The 23,311-nt window shown below is 39.4% G+C and carries 16 protein-coding genes and 1 riboswitch; of the genes, 5 read left to right on the top strand and 11 right to left on the bottom strand.

Annotation, left to right across the window (positions count from 1 at the left end; translation table 11 throughout):
* Nucleotides 1–8 precede the first annotated feature (8 nt).
* Entirely contained in the window at nt 9–650 is a 642-nt protein-coding gene (locus tag H0W64_11885) for a DUF3421 domain-containing protein (GenBank protein MBA3662423.1), read from the top strand.
* On the opposite strand, the gene H0W64_11880 is transcribed toward H0W64_11885, so the two are convergent.
* The 4 genes from H0W64_11880 to H0W64_11865 all read right to left on the bottom strand — a co-directional run bounded on the left by H0W64_11880 (nt 631) and on the right by H0W64_11865 (nt 5,904).
* Nucleotides 631–2,016 (bottom strand): hypothetical protein, encoded by a 1,386-nt coding sequence (locus H0W64_11880; GenBank protein ID MBA3662422.1) that lies wholly within the window; start codon nt 2,014–2,016, stop codon nt 631–633. The genes H0W64_11885 and H0W64_11880 overlap by 20 nt on opposite strands.
* A 66-nt stretch (nt 2,017–2,082) precedes the next feature.
* Nucleotides 2,083–3,384, bottom strand: a complete 1,302-nt coding sequence (locus H0W64_11875; protein ID MBA3662421.1) for a nitrate/sulfonate/bicarbonate ABC transporter ATP-binding protein — start codon at nt 3,382–3,384, stop codon at nt 2,083–2,085.
* Nucleotides 3,385–3,387: 3 nt separating this feature from the next.
* Nucleotides 3,388–5,013, bottom strand: a complete 1,626-nt coding sequence (locus H0W64_11870; GenBank protein MBA3662420.1) for an ABC transporter permease subunit — start codon at nt 5,011–5,013, stop codon at nt 3,388–3,390.
* A gap of 141 nt (nt 5,014–5,154) precedes the next feature.
* On the bottom strand, nt 5,155–5,904 hold the full coding sequence (locus H0W64_11865; protein MBA3662419.1) for a pteridine reductase: 750 nt from the start codon (nt 5,902–5,904) through the stop codon (nt 5,155–5,157).
* 46 nt (nt 5,905–5,950) lie between these two features.
* On the opposite strand from H0W64_11865, the gene H0W64_11860 reads away from it, so the two are divergent.
* Both H0W64_11860 and H0W64_11855 read left to right on the top strand, forming a co-directional pair.
* Nucleotides 5,951–7,102, top strand: coding sequence for an SAM-dependent methyltransferase (locus H0W64_11860; GenBank protein ID MBA3662418.1), 1,152 nt, complete (start codon nt 5,951–5,953; stop codon nt 7,100–7,102).
* A gap of 23 nt (nt 7,103–7,125) precedes the next feature.
* Nucleotides 7,126–7,614, top strand: a complete 489-nt coding sequence (locus H0W64_11855; GenBank protein MBA3662417.1) for a 6-carboxytetrahydropterin synthase — start codon at nt 7,126–7,128, stop codon at nt 7,612–7,614.
* Nucleotides 7,615–7,774: 160 nt separating this feature from the next.
* Here H0W64_11855 and H0W64_11850 read toward each other — a convergent pair whose 3' ends face one another.
* Both H0W64_11850 and H0W64_11845 read right to left on the bottom strand, forming a co-directional pair.
* A complete protein-coding gene (locus H0W64_11850; GenBank protein ID MBA3662416.1) occupies nt 7,775–10,156 on the bottom strand; it encodes a hypothetical protein in 2,382 nt (793 codons plus the stop codon).
* 142 nt (nt 10,157–10,298) lie between these two features.
* Nucleotides 10,299–10,646, bottom strand: a complete 348-nt coding sequence (locus H0W64_11845; GenBank protein ID MBA3662415.1) for a DUF1622 domain-containing protein — start codon at nt 10,644–10,646, stop codon at nt 10,299–10,301.
* Between the two features lie 161 nt (nt 10,647–10,807).
* Here H0W64_11845 and H0W64_11840 point away from each other — a divergent pair, with 161 nt between their 5' ends.
* Nucleotides 10,808–13,240 (top strand): ankyrin repeat domain-containing protein, encoded by a 2,433-nt coding sequence (locus H0W64_11840; GenBank protein MBA3662414.1) that lies wholly within the window; start codon nt 10,808–10,810, stop codon nt 13,238–13,240.
* On the opposite strand, the gene H0W64_11835 is transcribed toward H0W64_11840, so the two are convergent.
* From H0W64_11835 to ribD, 4 genes are read right to left on the bottom strand one after another with little or no spacing between them, the layout of a single operon-like run.
* The gene (locus tag H0W64_11835) at nt 13,237–13,680 is read right to left on the bottom strand and encodes a 6,7-dimethyl-8-ribityllumazine synthase (GenBank protein ID MBA3662413.1); all 444 of its coding nucleotides are present in this window, start codon (nt 13,678–13,680) and stop codon (nt 13,237–13,239) included. The two genes, H0W64_11840 and H0W64_11835, sit on opposite strands and share 4 nt — an antisense overlap.
* A 2-nt stretch (nt 13,681–13,682) precedes the next feature.
* Entirely contained in the window at nt 13,683–14,915 is a 1,233-nt protein-coding gene (ribB, locus tag H0W64_11830; protein ID MBA3662412.1) for a 3,4-dihydroxy-2-butanone-4-phosphate synthase, read from the bottom strand.
* A complete protein-coding gene (locus H0W64_11825) occupies nt 14,899–15,510 on the bottom strand; it encodes a riboflavin synthase (GenBank protein ID MBA3662411.1) in 612 nt (203 codons plus the stop codon). The genes ribB and H0W64_11825 overlap by 17 nt, the downstream gene beginning before the upstream one ends.
* Nucleotides 15,503–16,576, bottom strand: coding sequence for a bifunctional diaminohydroxyphosphoribosylaminopyrimidine deaminase/5-amino-6-(5-phosphoribosylamino)uracil reductase RibD (gene ribD, locus H0W64_11820; protein MBA3662410.1), 1,074 nt, complete (start codon nt 16,574–16,576; stop codon nt 15,503–15,505). The genes H0W64_11825 and ribD overlap by 8 nt, the downstream gene beginning before the upstream one ends.
* Nucleotides 16,577–16,648: 72 nt before the next feature.
* Nucleotides 16,649–16,796: riboswitch (FMN riboswitch) on the bottom strand.
* 297 nt (nt 16,797–17,093) lie between these two features.
* Between ribD and H0W64_11815 the strand changes: the two genes are divergently transcribed.
* Nucleotides 17,094–22,376 carry an AAA family ATPase gene (locus H0W64_11815; GenBank protein MBA3662409.1) on the top strand — a complete coding sequence of 1,761 codons (5,283 nt, stop codon included), beginning with the start codon at nt 17,094–17,096 and terminating at the stop codon, nt 22,374–22,376.
* Nucleotides 22,377–22,457: 81 nt separating this feature from the next.
* On the opposite strand, the gene H0W64_11810 is transcribed toward H0W64_11815, so the two are convergent.
* On the bottom strand, nt 22,458–23,210 hold the full coding sequence (locus H0W64_11810) for a hypothetical protein (protein ID MBA3662408.1): 753 nt from the start codon (nt 23,208–23,210) through the stop codon (nt 22,458–22,460).
* Nucleotides 23,211–23,311: the final 101 nt, after the last annotated feature.

Genomic DNA, 23,311 nt, shown 5'->3' with positions numbered 1-23,311 from the left:
AGTTTTCTATGCATCACATAAACAAACTTGCTCTTGCTATATTTTCACTCTTCGCACTCAACACATCCTTTGCCGATAATGGGTATTCGAGTAGTCAAGCCCAAGATTCAACGGCAGTAGGTTATTACAGCAGAGGTAGTAGCAACCAAAGTGCAACTGTGAATGGTCAACAACAAACCTTCTCTGCAATGAATTCAAATTACGCACCCCCACACGTAACACAACGCCACCCTGTTTACATTAAATGGGCAACCCTGCCCACTCATTCACCCATTCCTCCACAAGCCGTGGTGGGCGGCGAAGAAGCAAATTATCCTTATTATATTTGTCGTGCCTTATATCGAAATGTTTTCCATCCTGGAAAATTAGTGGGCGCGCAATGCAATATTACTTACGGTGGCAATGAAATCAGCGTGACGCCTTTTCAAGTTCTCCTTAGCCGAAATACGCTGCATTGGGTTGATGCAAGTCATGGTTACATTCCGCCACGTACACTTTTTGCAGGGGTTGAAAACGGCCAACGGCTGTACATTTGCCAAGGCGTGAGGGAATTTGGAATGTACCCCGGTAAAGTAATTAACCAACGATGTTATATTGGCTGGAATGGCAAAGAATTTGCATTAACGCAATTTAACGTTTTGGTGAAATAGCGATAGATGACAAGCCAACCTGTTCGCGATGGACAGGTTGGGCTGGCTGAAAAAACCGGCTTTTACATATCCCCACGATCGATTTGACTTCTGCCTGAATAAAAAATTGCGCCGCATTAACTGCACTTGCTAATTTTTTTCCTGACCAATCTCCAGCTAACATCCCACCAAAACTGCCCACACATGCGGCAAAACTTGCTCCCATAAGCGGCCAGCATTTTTGACCTTGTTGATAAGCACACCACACATTAAAAATATGATGGGCTAAAAATAGTTTGTTGATCAATACAGGACAATCTTTTCCCAAGAGAGGCGCTGCATATTCCGCCACTGCGCTAAGCGTATAAACAGTTGCAAGGGAACGGGGAAAAGGAAGCGCCATTAAAGCAGCAAGGATCAATCCATCTCCGACCACAGGTCCCACTTGCAGCGGTAATAACATGATGCCGGGCTTGCTCTGTAAGTTTGAGAAAAAAGCTGTCGTAAATTGATTAAGGTAGGAGACACTGCCACTAAATAACAGAGCATTGAAACCATTAAATAGATATTGTTTATTATCAATCGGATAAAAATTACCTTTTTTTTGGACGTAATTTAAATCAAGTAATCTTTCATCAAGTGGACCCAGTGGGGAAGCTTGATTAGGTAAGCAATTTATTTGACACGAGTTGACGGGTGTTTCCACTAGCTCAGAGTAAGGCATGACCGAACAATAAACACCGTCTGGAATGTTACTGATCTTCTCAATGTAGCGCGGCACTTCATGTAAATGATCAAACCCTAATGTATGTCCAATTTCATGAGAAGGTGTTGCTGCTACCGTTGAAAGAAGTTCAGTCGTTGGCTTTAACCCTTCAATCCTTTCCATCTCCGTCCAAAAGGGATTTTTACTGTCCCATAAATATTTAAAATCGGAAAAAAAGACATACGCTTGCTTTAATTCTCCATTGTTATCAAAGCGGACAAGGGTATATCCCAAAGCATTGTGGTTTGACATTTTAGCGAGGTTAAAAAAAATACCTTTTGAATAGGGCAAAGGATGTTTCACTTCCACAAACTCAATATGACCCTGACTTTTTTTCGCCCAAGCAGCTAGCGCGTAGTGAATATGGTCTTTTAATTCTTGTAAATCAGGACCAAAAAACTTTGGCTTTAGCGCTCGAATCCAACGGAGAAGAAAAGGCATTTCGGCAAGATAAGGAAGCATTGAAAAACTATAAGGAATTTTTACGGCGCCCTTCTTTGATTCCCAGCGGGCGTAAATGGCTTTCTCTAGCAAATAATCAGGGATGCTTGAACAATCAGGCTGATGTGCATGGAGATTCCGAAGATACCACTTACTTTCGTATTCAATCGCGTCTTTCATGACGGTGCCGATTCCTTGAGATAAGGTTAGTTGCTGACGCAAGGTAAGTAAGCATTGACGAATTGATTAATGCGGATTTTCTAAGCTTAACACGCCTGAATTATAATCATAGGCAAATAGCTCTGCATACCTTCCCCATTCAATCACCGTACTTAACACCCGCTCAGTTTCGCTTTCAGAGAGGTAATCTTCAAGTAGAGAGAGAAAATGTTCTTCTAATGCACGATGACGGGGATGCCGAATTAATTGATCGTAAATGTAACGCGCAAGCGGGACATATTTTTTCAAATGGATGGAAAATATTTTTTTACGTTCTAAAATATCAGCTTCGACGAAACTCCGACCTTCGGGGGTAATGGTGATATCACCTTTGGAGATACGCGCAAACCGAAGAATTTCCAATAATTCCATCAGGGGAAATAAGTTATCGATATCAAGCATGAGTGTATCTGCGACATCGGGTAAATCCATTTTGCCTTGGTGTTCGGGTGCATTTAAAATTTCCAGCAAGCCGGTCACTTCCGCCACACTTGCTTCAGGCAATCGGTAGCCTAAATCCATCGACATATATTTACTGACTTCAGGCTGACTTTTTTCATCCTGCGGTTGTGTGGTCATCAAGGTATAGATGCGATCGACTTGATTCCGAAAACGTGGATCAATATCACTGCGAGGGAAAGGGAGCGTAATTTTTAAATCTGCACGAATAGAACCAGGATTGCTGTTGAAAAGAATAATGCGATCAGCCATTTGAATGGCTTCTTCAATACTATGCGTTACGAATAAAATACCGTTCAAGCCGGTTTTTTTACTTTCCCAAATATCTAATAAGTCACTTTTCAAATTGTCAGCAGTTAAGACATCCAAGGCTGAGAAAGGTTCATCCATTAATAAAATATCTGGGTTCACAACCAGTGCGCGGGCAAATCCAACGCGTTGTCGCATTCCGCCTGATAATTCTTTGGGAAGCGCTGACTCAAAACCATCAAGCCCGATAGTATCAATCGCTTTTAAAGCGCGTTCTCGTCGCTCATTGCGATGAAGTCCCATGGCCTCTAAACCTAATTCAACATTTTGTAAAACCGTAAGCCAAGGTAATAACGCAAAGGTTTGGAAAACCATGGAAATACCCCGCACCGGTCCTCCGACACTTCGGCTGCGATAATTGACAGCCCCGGCACTTGCCCCAATTAAGCCCGCAATGATGCGCAATAAAGTCGATTTGCCTGAGCCAGATTTTCCTAAAATGGCAATGATTTCACCTTCATACATTTTGAGGTTAATATCTTCTAAGACGAGTAATTCCTGACGATCTCCTTTTCGAAAGGATTTTCGCACACCAACTACTTCAATAATCGGTTCCGACATTACCTACTCCAAAGAAAAACGTGTTTCTGCATAATCATAAAGCGGCCGCCACAATAGACGGTTAAAAATCAAAACCAGTAAACACATCATACCGATGCCCAAAGCAATATGGGCAAACTGACCTAAAGCAGAATATTTGGCAATATATGCACCTAGCCCTGTCGCTTCAACCTTCTCGTTACCCCAAGTAGCAACTTCTGCCACGATGCTAGCATTCCACGCGCCGCCGGCTGCTGTAATAGCCCCTGTTACGTAATAGGGGAAAATACCTGGCAATAACAATTTTTTCCAGCGCAGCCAACCCGACACAGATAAATTATCTGCCACTTGTAATAAATCTTTGGGCAAGGTCGACGCCCCTGCAATGACATTAAACAAAATATACCATTGCGAACCGAGGATCATGAGGGGCGTTAACCAAATGTTAGGGTTTAAATGGTAAGTCACGATCATCATGACAATGAAAGGATAAAAAAGATTAGCGGGAAATGCTGCGAGAATTTGTGCAATAGGTTGGGCGAAATGCGAAACTTGGGGTCGTCGTCCTATCCAAATCCCCACCGGTACCCAAACAAGGGAGCAAAGAATAATTAAAATAAAAACACGAAATGCAGTAATCAACCCTAATAGAAACACATGCCAAATTTCATAAAACTTAATATTTGCAGCGATATAATGTGCTAAGAACCAAACTGCAACGGCCCCCAATAAAAAAGTGGTCGCATTCCACAACCAATTTTTATATTTTTCTATTTCTGCATCAATATGAGGAGCAAGGGGCTGCGCATAGCCCTTGGTAAAAATGGGAATATTAACAAACATATCAAAGAGCTGCGAAAACTTAATACCAAAATTACGCAACATTCGTGTGCGTCTAAATAAATTAATAACCCATGATTCTTCATCAGGGCGATCTAACCCGGCCCCTTCACGTTCCGCCTTAAACTTTTCAGACCAGGCGACGAGGGGCCGGAAGAGAAGTTGATCGTAAATAATAATGACGATGAACATGGCGATCACTGCATAACTAATCGCATGCAAATCTGCAGCCACGATGGCGACATAAATATAAGAACCGATACCCGGTAAAAGAATTTCTTGTTGCGCTGTTGTGATTGCTTCGGATGCCACCACAAAAAACCAACCAGCAGACATAGAAGCCATTGTATTCCAAAGTAAGCCCGGCATGGAAAAGGGCACATCAATTCGCCAAAAGCGCTGCCAAGCTGACAAATGAAACATATGAGCAGCTTCTTGTACTTCTACCGGCACGGTACGCACTGTTTGATAAAAACCAAAAGTCATATTCCAAGCTTGCGAGGTAAAAATAACAAAAATAGCGGCACACTCTGGTCCCAACAAACTGCCTGGAAATAAAGCAATGAAAGCAGGAATGGCCAGGGATAAATAACCTAGAATAGGAACGGATTGCAAAACATCGAGCATAGGCACAATCAAGCGCTCCGCACGATGGCTTTTAGCAGCCCAGGTTCCGAAAATAAAAGTAAAAAGCAGCGAAAACACGAGTGCAATAAGCATCCGCACGACAGTGCGGCCTGCATAAAAAGGTAAATAATGCGGATCAAGAGAAATCGGAATGACTTGGCCAATATGATAGGGCGTCGCCATTTGTCGCGCATTCCAAGCAATGAGTGTAATGCCAGCCAACACAAAACAAAGCGCTAAAATATCCCAATAATTGGGGTATAAACGCGAGCGGTACGCTGTCATCAATGTCGAACGGATAAAACTCATGACGACCCTCGTCTATTAAATTGTACGACCCCCATCCACTGCTATGATTTGGCCTGTGATAAAAGGCGCATCTTTAATTAAGAATAAAACTGCTTTAGCTATATCCTTTTCACACCCTACTTTCTGCAACGCAGTGCGGTCGATGATCTTTTGTTTTGCTTCTTCTGACAAGCTATTTTCACCTTCAGGCCAAATAATAGAACCAGGTGCCACTGCATTAACTCTTATGTTAGGGCCGAGCTCGATCGCGAGCACTTTCGTCATGTAAGCAAGACCCGCTTTCGCAATGCTATAGATGGGGTAGCCCATCATAGGACGCTCCGCATGAACGTCAGTAATGTTAATAATGACCCCATGATTAAGCGCCAAATGGGGTGCTGCCGCTTGAGATAAGAAAAAAGGCGCTTTTAGATTAGAATTCATTAAGTCATTCCAGGCTGCTTCATCCACTTCTGCAACAGGTGTACGAAAAAAACGTGAAGCATTATTGACCAGCACATCAAGGCGATGCCAATGTGCAACGACTTGCTGAATCAGGGCTTTTTCACTCTGCGGCTCATTTAAGTCAGCTTTAACTGCAATGGCTGAACCTTTCCGGATCCGATTGAATGACTCAACTAAACCCAATGCCTCACATTCAGAAACGTGATAATGCACAGCGAGGTCCATGCCCATGCCATGCAAAGTGCGCGCAATTTCAGCGCCAATTCGCCTAGCGGCGCCAGTAACGAGTGCAACGCTACCAGTAAGTGCAGACTTTTCCATCGGTTTTTCCTTATAATGTGGCAACAACACAAAACTATTATAAAAAATGAATACGTATTCCGCACTGCTTACCGCTTACTTACGCGATCAGATTGCTCAGGGACAGGGTGCAATTTCTTTCGCTGAGTTTATGCAAACTGCACTCTATCACCCAGAGTGGGGTTACTATTCGCGATTAACTGCACTTGGCAAAAGTGGTGACTTTACCACTGCACCAGAAATTTCCCCGCTTTTTGCACAATGCTTTGGTACCCAATGTGCAGCTATTCTATCCATGCTTCCAGATCGGTGTATTTTAGAGGTAGGCGCTGGCAGCGGCAAATTTGCTTGTGACTTAATTGGAAGCCTTAAGAGTCTAGGCATTACGCTCTCGCACTATTATATTTACGAACCCAGTCCTTCTCTCGAACGAGAACAAAAACGTCATATCAACCAGCAAGCTCCTGAAATCGAATCACTCATAACATGGTTATCCGCTTTGCCCAAAGATTTTATTGGCATCATCATTGCCAATGAAGTAATAGACGCCTTGCCGGTTCATTGTTTTGCTATGACGCCGGATGGAATGAAAGAACGCAAAGTAGTCCTCTCTCATGAAACCTTTACATGGCAAGTAGAAGAGCCTAGCAATACTGATGTTAAGAATGTATTGGATCAACTCAACCACACTTATCATTTTCCGATGGGCTATGCATCCGAGATTAATTTAAATGTGGCCTCTTTCCTTCAATCTCTCATCGGGGCAATGCAACAAGGTGTAATATTAATTGCTGACTATGGTTATGGCGAACGTGAATATTATCATCCCGAAAGAACTCAAGGGACGTTAAGTTGTTTTCATCAACACAACTATCATAGCGATCCGTTCCTTCATATTGGCAATCAAGACATTACAGCGCATGTCAATTTTACCCAACTTGCTCATCTCGCCGTGGACTTAGAAGCAAATTTGTTAGGGTTTACAACACAGGCTGGATTTTTATTAGGATGTGATCTCATCCGCTGGACCGAAAAAATGGAACATCATCTTAATGACAAAGATTGTTACGTCTTACATCAAGCTATTAAGACATTGACGCTCCCCAATGCGATGGGTGATGTAATTAAAATAATGGGATTGAGTAAAAACATGCGAGCGATAACACCTGAATTACTACCAGGATTTCGCCTGCAAGATAGACGCCGGGATTTAGACTAAATAAAATAATAGGTGGACATGTAGTGTTACGAACTAATTACTTAACTATTCATAAAGAAGAATTTTCATTTTCCGCAGGTCATTTTACTATTTTTTCTGCAACGGAACGTGAACAATTGCACGGGCACAATTATAATGTCAGCATTCGTTTTAAAATGAATATTGATCATAATGGTCTTGCTTTTGATTATCGAATTTATAAAAAAAAATTACAGGCAGTTTGCCAGCAAATTGATCGCCACTTTTTGCTACCCAGTGAATCAACTTATATGCAACTATTTGAAGAAGGCGATTATTGTATTGGTTTATTTAATGGTGAGAAAATACCATTCTTAAAAAAAGATGTAATTATTTTACCTTTATCAAACATCACAATTGAAGAATTATCGCATTGGTTTTTAGCAAAAATGCTGGAAGAAGTGACTCTACTAAAACATGGTATTGTTGCGGTGGAAGTGCAAGTTTATAATGGACCCGGACAATCGGCAGCTGCTCATTTTGGAACATGGTAGCCATTAATGAAATGGTATTGCTTTCTTTGCATTTTTTTTATCTTTTCTGCGCTCACCAGTTGTTCTCCGATTGATTCTCTCGCCCCCTTCAATGAACGCCAGGCAGCAATTTTAGTACCCGCACTTGGGAAAAAATCTTAAATTGTACTGGAATATTTGATTACATTTTCGGATTATTATTATTGTTATTAGGATCGGGTTCAGGTTCATTGTCTTTCGGTTTTGCGGGTTGAAAATAGCCAGCTTGACTTAGGGATTTTGGCTTTTCATGTTCTTTAAACAATCCTTGCAGATGAGGCTCATTTTTAAAAAGATTGAGATATTCATTGTCAACATGGAGAGCGAGCTGGCTTAATTTACTTTTGAGTTGATTCAGAAACTTAACATCAGCATATTTAACCGACTCTAATTTACTTAACTGAATGACGCCTTTTGCTAAATCGACAAATTTTTTATTTACATCTGTCCTATGCTCACTACTTTTTATAAATACTTGGGCTATTCTATGTTGGATGAAAGGCCCGAAATTCGGTAGCTTATTACCCACTACTTCCTTTGCCGTTTGATACCACCCAATTGCCTCGCCCCATTGCTGTTTTGTAAAGGCAGCATCAGCTTCACTAACGTAATAATGCCCTATACGTTGCATGATATGTTTGGCTTCTTGTTCTAATTCAGAAATCTGAGATGCTAGCTGATAAATTTGTCTATATTGCAATAGACCCAAGACTTTATTTTTTTCAAACTGCCGATCACCGATATGAACCAGTGTTAGGATCAAACTTGTAAGTGAGTCTCTATAATCATTAAATGCGAGCGCTGGCATCATACCGGGTGCGCTCAGTAGCTCCAGGACTTCAGTGTTTATCTGAAGCACTTCCTCATGCTTATTTAAATCAGTTAAGGAAATCATGGACTCCGTATAAGCAATTAAAAGCTGTTTAGTTAAGTGTGCTTCATCATTATTCTCTCGGTTTATTTTAAAAAACGCAGCCATCCCATTACTTGCTGGCACATAGCAAGCTTCTTGAAAACCGAATCTTAAAACCTTAACCGCTTCTTGAAATTGTTTATTCTCGAGGTAAGACAATCCTAAATGGTAAAGCACTAGCATGATATCAGGGATCAAGGCATCGGGATTAATTGTTTGTTTAGCATGTTTGATAGCAGCATAAAATACACGTTCTGCCTCAGCGATTGCTTTTTGATTTAACATTTGAAGTCCATAATCTTTAGCGGAATGAAAAATATTTGCATGCGCTATGGATCGGTCTTGCTTATCCTTAGCATTAACGACAGTGGAAGGGAGATATTCCAGACCTAATAATGCTAGATTAAATTCTTGTATAGCTTGAGTGAATTGACTCGTATTGTATAAAACGACGCCCTCCTTTAAGTGAATTTCACAGTATTTTCGTAAAATTTTATTTCTAAATGGACTAATAGGAAAAACATCAAATTCTGATTGATCTTGCGCACTTAAGTTAGCTAAAGTTGTCACTAGTTTATTTATTAAATTTTTTGCCAGGCTGTCTTCAGCATGCACTTCGCTCAAAGGTCTTTGAGAAAATTTCTCTAAATTAATTAAAGCAGATTGGTAAGCACGCAAGGCATGTAAAGGTTTATGTCGCGTTACTTCCAAATCACCTAGCAGTTGATATAATTTGGATAAGAATCGAAAATCATCTTCTGTTTTATTTACGATCGTGCGCACATATTTTGCAGCTCGATTACACAACTCAACTTTCCGGTTAGATTCTTCCTTATCTAGCGCTAAGGACCCATCATACAAAGATAAAGCTAAATTTCTTTTTTGTGCTTCAAGTAAATTAATCACGGGTAAACTCATCTCCATCATTTTTTCTAAAGCAGCAATAGAGCGCCTAAAATGTTGAGCGGCAAATAAATATTGGGCGTTTTGATATGCTCTTGTCGCAATGAAATCATGGTTAGTATGTAATAAAAACTGCGGATCAGATGAGTAGTCGATCGCTAACCCGTTAAACTTCGATATGAGCCGCTCAGATCGGCTTTGCATATTATTATTATTATTATTATTATTATTATTTGGATCCACAGAGGGATGAACTTCAGGTATAACCTTTTTAAAAGATAAGGTAGGCGAACCCATCAATTTATCCTTCGAAGAAGTTTGAAAATGGAGAGGGAAAGATGTGATATCAGTTTTTTTATACTCTAAATTGTTTAACCCTTCAATAAACTCATGCATGGATGAATTTTCGAAAAGTAGCTTAGATTTTTTTCCCATTCCTTGTAAATCGTTTGCAATAAAGTCTAAATATTGCGCTGGATATTGGGGAAATAGATCCCTTATCGCATTGAATTGCGAAAGAATAATTTCGTTTTTTTGATGCACATTGTTGGCTACATTTTTTAAAAACTTAATATAATTTTTTTGAAAAGCGGCAAGCGTCGAGTTATTTGTATTGTTCTGAACAAGTTCAACTAACTCTGCATAGAAACTGCGAATAACTTTTCGAGATAATTTATCAGCTTTTTCCGGTGGCAACACGGTAGGCATCTTTATCTCCCAAATATCCACTCTCTTCCTTAATTATACGCTGCAACGTATAAAATGAGATTGGATCTAAATCATAGACTTAGGGATAAGAAGGGCTTTCTGATCGATGAGTATTTAACTTTATTAGGAAAAATTCTAACAATTAACTTTCTTGTTTAATGCTCATCAATTCACGGTTAATAGAAAAACTAAGCAAGGTTCGAATGACAACTATGATAGCAAGCAACCCTACGGCGTAATAATCAGGCGTCGTTGTGGTACCTATTAAATCTGCAGCAACAATAAACTCTAATCCTAATATCAAGGTGCGTCCGAGATGGACCCTAATTTCGTTTATTTGTGACCCTTCGGTAAGCCCTTGACCGGTCATTATAAAAATAATATATCGACAAAATGCCGCGAAAACGCCCGTGACAATGATTAGAACCCCTGCTAAAGAAACAGCGTGTTGAACCCAAAATAAGCCGGTATGTAACCATTGCCAATTCATTTGATCATTCCTTACCTTCCTTGGTTATTTTATATTAACACGGGTTAACTTTAAGTAAATGATCTAATTATCTTTTTTATTTCAGCTCCAGGCTTCAACCTTAACGGGCTCTTAATAAAAAAACCTTATAATATTTATACGCTTAATTTAATGAGACTCTGATGCTTCATAAAAACTTATCTGACGTAAAAGCTTCATCGATCCATCGATGCACTTACATGCAACTTAGTCTCATGATTAAGCAATTAAGTTTCTATGCGCGCAAAACAGAAATAACCTCGCCTATTACACTTGCATTTCAAACGTTTGATCAAAAGAAATTTTCTATTACTTATTTTGCAGAAACAAATCGATGGCGTTGTAGTTATGCCGAACAAAGCCTTTACTTTAAAGAAGATGAACTTACTAAAAATATTTTTTCATGGTTTCACATTGCAGCGTCTACACCCATCGCAGATGCAATCTTAAGTTTTAAAATGGAATTGACTGTCAACAAAAAGGAAATGTCTAGCCTACTTCCTTGGATTGCAAGTTCTTCCGTTCAATCAACTTATTTGTCTCCCCTTGTCCAATCAGTATTCTTACTTTCCGAAGAGCGAGAAAAGATCGCGTCTCATGTAAATTTCCTTAATCAATGCATCAAAGATGAAAATATCGATGCAATCCATGATTTTTTAAGAAGCGACGATTTCAATCCTATTATTTTAAATGCAATCGATCACAAGGGTTACACTCCATTACGCGCTGCTGTTGAAATGGGACTTCCTAAAGTTGTTAACGCCTTTATTCAGCATGGCGCTAATTTAGAATGGGCTGTGCCTATTCCTACCGGATTTAGGGATTCAAATTTTAACTATCATATTGAAGATTTATTAAGTGTTGCGATTGCCCATCAACAGATAGATTGCATCCGACTTTTAATCGAGCAAGGCGTAGATCCGCATAAAAAAAATAGTCGAGGCATCTCTCCTTACAAAGCTTTTACGTATTACGCGGATCAAAATAATCAGCGTAATGCTGAAATCGAAGCACTGCTTTATCATGAAATTGAATCGATAGCTCCCACTAAATTTTGTCCCCGGGGACAAGAATGGATAATAGAGCAGATGAAAGCGCTCGGTTATCGTGCCCAAAGTGATGGATTCTGCAGTGGAGTTGAAGCCCTAGGACGTCCGCTTCTTTTGACTGAGAATACGCATCCGGAACATCTCGTCAACTTCAATGAACGCACTTTCATATTGAGCACCATTCCACCGGCATTATTAGCAGGGCAAATAGAACGGGCGCAGAAAAAAGTAACCGCTGAAATCAATGCAATTTGGCAATCACTTTATATTCAAGGTTACAACCCCTGGGGTCATAACGTTAAAGAAATGTTTCAAAAGAAATTTGAACAGTACCTCACCCTCACTTCGCCTAACCCTGATTCTCATTTGTTAACACGCGAAGAACGACTTCTTCTCGACGTTAAGCCCTGGTTTGATGGTCTTTCGTGCGCGCAAGAGCTTTACCTTTACAAACCTATCGATCAGGTACGAAAAAAGAAAAAACAAGCTACCAAAGCTTTTGTATCAGATTTATTAATGCCTGAATCGTTAAAAGAATTGGGTGGAGAAAAATTGGTCGCTCGATTCTCAGGATCTTACTCCCACAAAGAATTGAACCGTTACTTTCAGTCATTTCGGGAGGCAATGAAAGATAAATTTGAACACCCCATTGCCTTACGAATCAGAAATTATGATCATGTAATCAATATTCAATACAATCCCACAAAAGATACCTGGCTTTACCTTGATGCCAATCATTTACCTATCCAAACGCTCAAAACAATCCATGATATAACATTTAGGACTTATGATGCTTTTTGCAAAGAAAAGGAAAACGTCATTTTAGGCACAGATATTTTTATAGCTCGAGATCCTTTGCAGACAAATGACATAAATGCCCAAAAATTAAATGAAGAAAAATTTAATACACACTTCCATAATTGGCAGAAAAGTAAATCGTATAAAGAAATCCATTGTGTAACTCGGGAAAAAGCAAAGACTAAGGATGCTGGCGGATCAACATGGTTAATGATGGCTGCAGCTTCGGGAGAAGTTGAAGTAACCCGCCAACTTGCTCAATGGACTCCGGGATCGAAAGGAACGACCAATGCGTTTCGTGTACTGGGTTTCGCTATTCTATGCTTGGGGGGACTCCTCTTTCTCGGCTCACCACCCGTGGGGCTTGCTTTGCTAGCATTTGGAACCGTCATGCTGTGCAGTGCTGATATGATTGCCAAAAAAATTCAATCGGGCGCGCAGATCATTCAAGCAAAGAAAAAAAAGGCACATCAAGATTTATTGAATCACGAAGCTATCCCAGAGAAGAGTGCTGCTGGTCTTGGTCAGCGCGGTAACGCACAGAAATTTAAGAGTAGCACGGGAATTTGTTTTCAAGTAACCGGAACTACTTCATTCAATCCGCTCACTGAACTTAGCAACACTGAGCGCAATCAAGATAACTACAATCATTTACCCCAAATACCACAAACAATTAATAATTCTGATGGGGACAAGAAGATAAGTCGAGCCCCTAGCGCTCAATTCTAATTAAGCTCATGCAGGACATTAATCATATCAATCGCAGCCATTGCCGCTTCTATTCCTTTATGCCCCTCACTTCCACCGACGCGCGCCAATGCTTGCGCTTCATTTTGCGTCGTAAGAACACCAAAAATAACAGGAAGATTATACTGCAGCATGACTTGCTGACATCCTTCACTGACTTGCGCACAAACATATTGGTAGTGATCGGTATCACCTCTGATAACACAGCCTAAGCAAATAATTGCATCATATTTTTTTTGCTCTGCTAAACGTTTTGCAATCAATGGAACTTCGACCGCACCTGGCACATGCACTATTTTAATTTGACTTGTTGCAATTTCTTTTTCTGCCAAATGTTGAATAGCCCCTTCTAAAAGTTTTGAAGTAATATCACGATTAAAATCACTGACCACAATGGCAAATTGCGCATTTTTATAAGGCATGCTTACACTCCATTTATTTGATGTAAAAAATCATTCGCAAACGTATGATTCATTTTCTGAATTTTAGTTTGTAAATAATGTTGATTTTGAGGATTACAAAAAGCCGGAAGTGGTATTTGCTCAACTTGATCAATTCCGCAAAGCTTTAAGTAAGCTAACTTAGCTGGATTATTGGTAAGTAACTTTACCTGAGTAATATTTAAATTTTTTAAGACATTTGCTGCAATGTAGTAGTGGCGCCCGTCTGCTTGGAAGCCTAAACATTCATTCGCTTCAATTGTATCCATGCCTTTTTCTTGCAAAGAGTAAGCTTTAATTTTGTTAAGAATACCAATACCTCGACCTTCTTGGCTGAGATAAATCAAGACACCGCCGACTTTGCTAATCTCTTCTAAGGAATACAATAATTGTTGACGACAATCACAACGTTGTGAGGCAAATAAATCGCCCGTTACGCAAGATGAGTGGATACGAACAAGGGTTGCGTCCTTTGCGTTTTTACTCGGTTTGGTTAAAACAATGTGTTCTTTCCCCGTAATCTTTTCTTCGATGGCCGTAATTTTAAATTCGCCAAACGACTCGAGTGGCAAGGTAGCGCTTGCTTCGGTTGCAATTAAATTTTCATGTGCATAACGATACACAATCACATCTTCAATCGATAACCTCATGATGTCATGGTCTTGGCTAAAGACTTCGAGTTGCTCGCCATGTGTCATCGTGCCATCTGAATTCATAACTTCACACAATACAGCTGCTGGGGTTAAACCTGCCATGCGTACCAAATCAATGGAGCCTTCGGTATGACCGGCTCGCTCTAAGACGCCATGATCTTGTGCTTGTAATGGGAAAACATGGCCCGGGCGAACTAAATCTTCAGCAACAGAAGTTTCGCTAATGGCCGTTAAAATGGTGTGGGCACGATCGACAGCTGAGACGCCTGTGGTGATACCTGACCGCGCTTCAATTGAAATGGTAAAGCCTGTGCCCTGTCGACTTTCATTAAGGGGAACCATTAAAGGTAAGTTCAATTTTTGAAGGTGTTGACGCGGTAGAGCTAAGCATACGACACCGCTTCCATGACGCAGCATAAAGTTAACATTTTCAGCGGTTGCAAATTCTGCCGCAAAAATCAAATCACCCTCATTTTCCCGATCATGATGATCCGTGAGAATAACCATTTTTCCTTTTTTTAATGCATCCATTGCAGCTTCAACGCGCTTAATGTGTGCTTGCATAACGGACCGCTCCCAATAATTTTTCAACGTATTTACCTAAAATATCGACTTCAATATTAATTTTTTGATTAACGATGTAATTTTTTACAATCGTGATGGCTTGCGTATGCGGAATGAAAGTCACTGTAAACCAATGCGCAGTCGCTTTAATGACCGTAATACTCATACCATCTAAAGTGATATAACCCTTATCCACAATGTATTTACTGAGTTGCGCAGGACAACTTATCTTGACCAAAAGCGCATTTTTTCCATCTCGTGTTAACTCCAAAATTTTACCGATTGCATCAACATGGCCTTGTACATTATGTCCACCAATACGACCATCCACTTTGAGCGAACGCTCCAAATTGACAAGTGATGCTTGATTTAGTTCGCTTAAATTAGTTAAACGTAAAGTTTCAGGCACCACGGTCACTGAAAATGAATTGAGACTAAAAGCTGTTACCGTAAGACAAACGCCGTTAATACTTACGCTATCGCCGATTTGCAAGTCATCCCAATGTTGCAAGGGTTTGACTTGCAATTGCATACAATCTTGCAACCATTCAACGTGAATAATTTCACCCAGTGTTTCAACAATACCGCTAAACATAATGACTACCCTCAATATTTCCTGTGAAGCAAACATCAGCGCCCATTTGAGTGGCAGAAAAATTGATGAGCGGTTTTTTTTGTGAGAGCGAGGCAATGATAACGGGCGCTACATAAACTTGGACTTTATTAACTAAATGCTCAGCAAAAAAACTTTCTTGCGTCATTCTGCCTCCTTCAATTAACAGACTACTGATACCGCGCTTCCCTAAAATTTTCAAAAATTGGATGAGGTCAATCTTACCCGCCGCGTCGAGAGGACCAGATAGAATCTCAACCCCCTTTAATTGCAATGCGCGATAGTATGGTTCGTTTCCAGGCGTTGTGACGACTAACGTGCGCGCTTCCTCAGGCGTTTGGAACAAATGTAAATTTGGCCTGAGTCGACTTTGCATGGTTAGCACAATGCGTAAAGGTTGACGTTTAACATTCGGTAGACGCGTTGTCAGTTGCGGGTTATCAAGTCGCGCCGTATTTGCTCCAACAAGAATGGCATCAACTTCATGTCGTAAGTGATGAGCATCTAAATGCGATGCTGGGGAAGAAATGATTCTTGAATCTTTTACATGGGTTTGGGTCAAACCATCTAATGACATTGCCCATTTTGCAATAACAAAAGGCATACGTTGCGTAATGAAATGAAAAAAGCGAGCATTTAATGCACGGGCTGCTTCCTCATTCACACCAACAATCACTTCAATACCAGCGGCAATAAGGACGGCAATCCCTTTACCTGCAACTTTGGTATGCGGATCCTGGCAAGCAATAATTACTTTTTTTACTTTGGCAGCAATGAGGGCGTCAGTACATGGCGGGGTCGCACCCTGATGGGGACACGGTTCAAGCGTGACATAAACTGTTGCACCACTCGCTGACTCGCCCGCTGCTTTAAGCGCAATAATTTCGGCATGGTCAGAACCTGCTAAAAGGTGAAAACCTTCCCCGACGATGCAATCATTTTTGACAATAACACAACCCACCATGGGATTGGGGGAGACTGAATAGCGCCCTCGTTCCGCGAGTTGCAAGGCTTTTAACATGTAATGATGATGTCGGTCAGTATTCATTTCCACCCCGAATAAAACTCAAGGCGGATAAATAAATAGACCCAGCAACTTCTGAAGGAAGGGGTGATATTTATTAATCTTCTTGCATCCGGACTATACCGTCGGCTTTGGTTTTGCACCAAATCTGCTGACCTTTCCTAAGAAAGCGCTCGCGGGCTCATTTATCCCAAAAGATAAATTTACCGCCGGTGGGGACTCACACCCCGCCCTGAAGATAATGGCCTCAAGGTAATGGGATTTAGCCCGCTTGTCAATGTTCAAAATTTAGTTAAAAAAAGATCTTTTAGAGATGGATTCGTTTATCTCTAAAAGTAGAGAACATTAGCAAATGGACAAGACCTAAGTGAGTTAAAATTAATAAGCACTTGTTTTTACTTATTTTTTCAATTTACCCCGGAACCTGATTTCGACTTCTTTCTGGTCAGATGAACTATACTTAAGTCTGAAACTTGCTGTTTTGATGTGTATTTTATGCCCACCGATTTTGCATGCTGGGTACGAGAGGGCGAGAGGCGACATGCTACAAATGAAAGGCTACGCGATTGTTGAAAAAATTTACCACGGGGCAACAACCGAAGCCTATCGAGCAGTGCGTCTTGAAGATAATAAGAAAGTTATCCTTAAATCAACCGCCTCTGATCATCCAACGACCAAAGAATTGGCGACCTTGCAGCATGAATATTCATTATTAAAGAAATTAGACTTATCAGGCGTGGTACGTGCCGAAGGATTAATCACGCATGAAAATACCACGATCTTAGTATTAGAAGACATTCAAGGCATTACCCTTGCGCAATTTTTAAATTCACGTCCCGTGGATCTCACTTTATTTTTTCGAATTGCAAAACAGTTAATCCAAATTGTGGCTTCTCTTCATCAACACCACATTATTCATAAAGATATTAATCCCCATAACATTATCATTGAGCCGCATTCGCTGGTAACTAAACTCATTGACTTAAGTATCTCAACTGAAATTTTTGAAAAAGTTGAAACGCAATTGAGCCCTTATACTCTTGAAGGCAACATTGCCTATGTCTCGCCAGAGCAAACGGGAAGAATGAACCGCTCGCTTGATTACCGTACTGACTTTTATTCCTTAGGGGTCACCTTTTTTCAAATGTTAACAGGGGCACTCCCCTTTCAGGCTTCAGACCCTGTTGAATGGGTTCACTGTCACATTGCTAAAATTCCTCCCCTTGCAACGAGTATCAATCCAAATATTCCAGAAATGGTTTCATTGATTATTGGTAAGTTATTAGAAAAGATTCCCGAAGATCGTTACAGTTCAACCACGAGTTTACAACTGGACATTAATGAATGTAGCCAGCAATGGGAAAGAAAAAAATCGATTGATATTTTTTCCTTACGCCAGCGCATTTCATCTGGTCAATTATATATTTCACAGAAACTTTATGGTCGGGACGATCAAGTTGAAAGTTTATTAGGTGCATTTGAAAGAACGACGCGCGGGGTTAGCGAATTGTTACTTGTTTCGGGGTACTCCGGAATTGGTAAAACATCCTTAATTCAAGAAGTCCATAAACCTATCGTACGACAACATGGTTATTTTATTAGTGGTAAATTCGATCAACTAAAACGAAGCATTCCTTATAGCGCAATCATTCAAGCGTGCCAATCGTTAATCAAACAATTGCTCACAGAACCTGATGCTCGCTTAATTGCACTTAAGCAAGAAATCATTGCGGTACTGGGTATCAATGGTAATATTATTATTAACATCTTACCCGAACTCGAATTAATCATTGGTCCACAGCCCCCGGTTGTAGAATTACAACCCTCCGAAGCACAAAACCGTTTCACGATGGTGTTTGAAGATTTCTTTCGCATCTTCACTAAAGCCGATCATCCGTTGGTTATGTTTTTAGATGATTTACAGTGGGCTGATAATGCCTCACTTCTCTTGATTGAACATATTTTAACAGATGTTAAAAGTCATTATTTATTAGTGATTGGTGCTTATCGAGATACGGAAGTCAAAGGCGATCACATTTTAATGAAAATGCAGCAGAATATTATGGAAGTTGGAATTGCCACGCAAACCATTCAATTAAGTAATTTAACGCTTACTGATGTCGAACATTTAGTAGCAGATACATTGCACCAAGATATTTTACGTATCCAACCTTTAGTAAAATTAATTTATAGCAAAACGCATGGCAATCCGTTTTTTATCACCCAAATTCTTAAAGTACTTTATCAAGAAGAATTGTTAGTTTTTTCGCATGAGTTAAATACCTGGCAATGGGATATAAAGAAAATTGAAAGCTTAGCGGTTACGGACAACGTTATTGATTTGACCATTGCTCGCTTACAAAAATTACCCATAGTCGCCCAAGAAAATTTAAAGTTAGCATCGTGTATTGGTAGTCAATTTGATTTACAAACTTTATCTATTGTAAGCCAACAATCGTTAAAAGAATTAGCACTCAGCTTTATACCCGCTCTCACCGAAGGATTAATTAAAAATTTAGGGACTACTTATAGACAAGCTGATTTAAACAATAGTGAAAAGGATGGCACGGTTGAAAAAATTGAATATCAATTTATTCATGATCGCGTTCAACAAGCTGCCTATGACTTAATGTCTGAAGGTGTTCGCAAACAAACGCATTTGTATATTGCTCGCTTACTTTTAAAAGACGCTAATATTGAAACCAACGAACAAAAAATATTTGAAATATTACAGCACTACAATAAAAGTTTAGATTTAATTACTGACAAAGATGAAAAACTACAAGTTGCTCGTCTAAATTTAATCGCCGCACAAAATGCAAAGCGCTCAATAGCCTATCAATTTGCTTTAAGTTACATCACCGCAGGCATTGACCTCTTGACTGAAGCCGATTGGGAAACAGATTATCAGCTTTTATTTAATCTTTATCGTGAACGATCTGAATGTGCTTATTTAGTGGGTCAACATGAAGATGCAGAAAAATACTTCGATATTTTGTTAAATCATGCCAAAACAAATTTGGAAAAAGCGGATATTTATACGATTAAAGTTATTCTTTATGCAAATCGGCATCAACATGAAAAATCGCTTGAAACCGGCATTAATGCTTTAGAATTACTGGGTATTAAGTTACCGCGCCATCCTAATTCTTTTCATGTCATTAAAGAAATTCTTTATATCACCGCAAAACTTTTCTTTGTTGATGTTGCGAATTTATATAAAACATTAAAGGAAGCTCACAATCCTGAAACCATCGTCTCCAGCCATATCCTGATGGAGATGGGACCTGCTGCCTATATTGCCAATCCTAAATTTCTTGCTTTAATGGCGAGCAAACGTATTGTCATTAATTTAAAAGATGGATACTGCCGTTATTCTATTACAGCTTACATGACTTACGCTTTAATCATCATGACCCGTTTTCAACATTATAATAAAACGTTTGAGTTTGTCACTTTGGCAGGCAAGTTAGCTGATAAATCTAACCATTTACCGACCTTAAGTCGTTATTACGCCACTTTAGTATTGTGGTTTGCGCATTGGCGATATCCTTACGCGGAGTGCATTCATTTAGCGAGAAAATCTTATCAATTGGCTTTTGACGCGGGCGATGTTTTGTTTGCAGGTTATTCACAAATGGTACTCACTGCACTGCAATTTTTAACCGCTATGCCCTTGGCAGAACTTTTAAAAGCAATTGACGTAATGAATGAAACCCTACATCGCATTCAAGATGTGGGTTTTTATCAATTCGGCTTGTTATTTAAAACAACAGTACTTTATTGGCAAGGTCAAACCAACCTTACGATGGAAGAAATAAGGCAACTCATTTTATCATCAGAAAAAAATGAGTCACAAACAGTTGCAATGATGACTCATGAAATTTTTTCTAATTTGGCATTTACCTTTGGCCATTATGATTTAGCCCTGCAATCTATTATCAAGGCTTTTAGCCTGCGCCCTTATGTTTTAGGACTAGTCTGGAATCAAGAATTATACATGTTATATGCCTTAATTCTTGCGCGAAAATATAAAGAGGTTTCCGCGAAAGAACAAAAAAGTTATCGCAAAACTTATAAATCCTTATTGAAACAGGTGAAAATTTGGAACAAGCAATGCCCTCAAAATATGGAATATAAATATCTTTTAATGCAAGCAGAATGGGAACGCATCAATGGCAACATGACCAAAGCTGCTGAACTTTTTGATTTAGCAATTGTTTCCACACAAGAAGGTGGCTTCACACAATTTATTGCACTTACTAATGAGCTTGCGGCTTTCTTTTATCTTGAATTAGGCAAAACGAAATTTGCTAAAATTTACATGGTTGAGGCTCATTATAATTATCTTCGTTGGGGTGCCATTGCCAAAGCCAAACAGATTGAACAAGCCTATCCCGATTGGTTTATCGTGCAAAAACAAGCGCTAGAGCTATCCGTTGATACAGTTTCCTCAAGCACACTTAATCCAGTTTTATTAGATTTTATTTCTGTCTTGAAAGCCACACAAGCGATCTCAAGTGAGATTGTTTTAGATAATTTACTGCGTCAAATGATTTATATTGTTTTAGAAAATGCAGGTGCGGAACGGGGTTTAATTATTCTTGAAAATACTGATACTTTAGTGGTTGCAGCAGAAGGCTACGCGAATAATAAAGATGTTAAGCTATTACAAAACGTTCCCTTAAATGAGCGAAATGATCTCCCCACTAAATTAATTGCCTATGTGAAGAATTCTCATGAAGAAGTGGTCATTAGCAATGCAAGTGCTGATGGTAGATTTATGGGCGATCCTTACATTATGACCAAGCAGCCGAAATCAATTTTATGCATACCAATTATGAAACAGAAAAATTTAATTGGGATTTTATATTTAGAAAATAATTTAGTCGAAGACGCCTTTAAAAAAGAATTACTACAAGTCCTAAATTTATTAGCAACCCAAGCAGCCATCTCTTTAGAAAATGCCCGTCTTTATTCAGCAAGTGAGCATTTTGTGCCGCGCGCTTTTTTACAACAACTAAACAAAACAAGTTTGGTCAATGTAAAAATTGGTGACAGTGTATATTGTGAACGTTCTATTATGTTTTGCGACATTCGCGGTTTCACGCGGTTTTCTGAGGGAATAACACCCAATGAAGTATTTCAATTTGTTAATAAATTCTTTGCAGAAATGGAACCTATCATCGGACAGTATCGCGGCTTCATCGATAAGTATATTGGTGATGCCATCATGGCACTTTTTGAAAATCCTGATTCTGCCATTCAAGCTGCCATCGCAATGAAGCTTCAACTTGTCAAATTTAATAAACAATTACAAGCCGCGGGAGCCTTAACCATTGATATTGGTATTGGTATAAACACAGGAGAACTTATCTTAGGAATTATAGGCAACGCAACCCGCATGGAAGGTACCGTCATCGGTCATGCCGTCAATACTGCATCACGCATTGAAGACTTAACTAAGCAGTATAAAGTCTCACTACTCATTACCGAGGATACTGAAAAGAAATTAATGTACCCACAACACTACGCATTACGTTTAATTGATAATGTCATTGTGCGTGGGCAATCATCGGCTATTGGTATCTTTGAAGTATGTGCAGTAGATTCACCCGTGGTTCGTAACCATAAAATCAATTGTATTGAAACCTTCAATGACGCCAGACAATTTTATATTGAAAAAAATTATTCCAAAGCGTTAGAGTTATTTCAAAGCTGCTTGAAACCCGACATTCTTGACACTGTCGTCAACCTCTATATTGAAAAGTGTCGTGCCGCATTACTTGACCCGTCGGATGAAAAAAAGATCATTACGCATTAGCAACGCTTTCCAATTATACGTCTTTATCATTTTGCATTGATCAATGTAGCCTAGTAATTATTGCCTTCACTCAAAGTAATTTTATGCAAATTTAAATGCAAGGCGATCAATATTTTCAGTATTGAAAATTTGTTCGAACGTTTCTTCAAGTGAATGGTTGTGGAACTTAACTGATACATTATTTTCCTTACACCACGCGGTAATAACCGCACATTCCCTCTCGGCCATCTGCCTAGCCGTTTTGTCTTTAATATTGGCTGGATTACCCAAAATTAAAATAATTTCTCTCGGTTTATTGAAGTCTTTGGAGCGAATGTCATCAATAATATGTTTGACCAACGTCTCGCGATTCCTACCGATGCGATAAGACAGGTAAAGGGGAAGTTGTCCAAATTGTATGGGTTGTTTTGTCGCATCTAATTGAATGTTTTGGTTTTCACTTTCTTTAACTATCTTATTAAAGTGGGAATGATTCGTGTCGCTTGAAAGGTACATTAAAGCGTTATGTTTATATCCGACCTCTTGCAAAAGATGCACTTTTTCAGCAATATTCCCCAATATCACCATCTGGTCCCATGCATTCCAAAATTCATTAAGCGGCATGGTTTTAATACCTAGTAACTTTAAAAGTTGAGACGCAAATGTTTCAGATTCAATCTTACCTTGATTGAAAGTCTCGGCTAAAAGAAACCCTTGTTTTTGCAATGATTGTGTAAATATAAAATCAGGATTTTCTTCTTTTGCTATTTTAAGTAGTTTAGCAATGAACTCGCTGGTATCAACCTTTTCAAGTAGCATACCTAACGATAGAAGTACTGCTGTTCGAGTTTGCATATTTTCTATTCGCCTCATGTTTGGTTAACTGATGAATCCGTTATTTTAAGTGTAATTAAATTCAAATCAATACCTTGTTATACGGGTGATACAGAATAGTT

The organism is Gammaproteobacteria bacterium (genome assembly GCA_013816845.1).
GTDB lineage: Bacteria > Pseudomonadota > Gammaproteobacteria > DSM-16500 > DSM-16500 > Aquicella.
The sequence above is the reverse complement of the archived record's forward strand: the minus strand, read 5'-3'. Positions and strand labels throughout refer to the sequence as shown.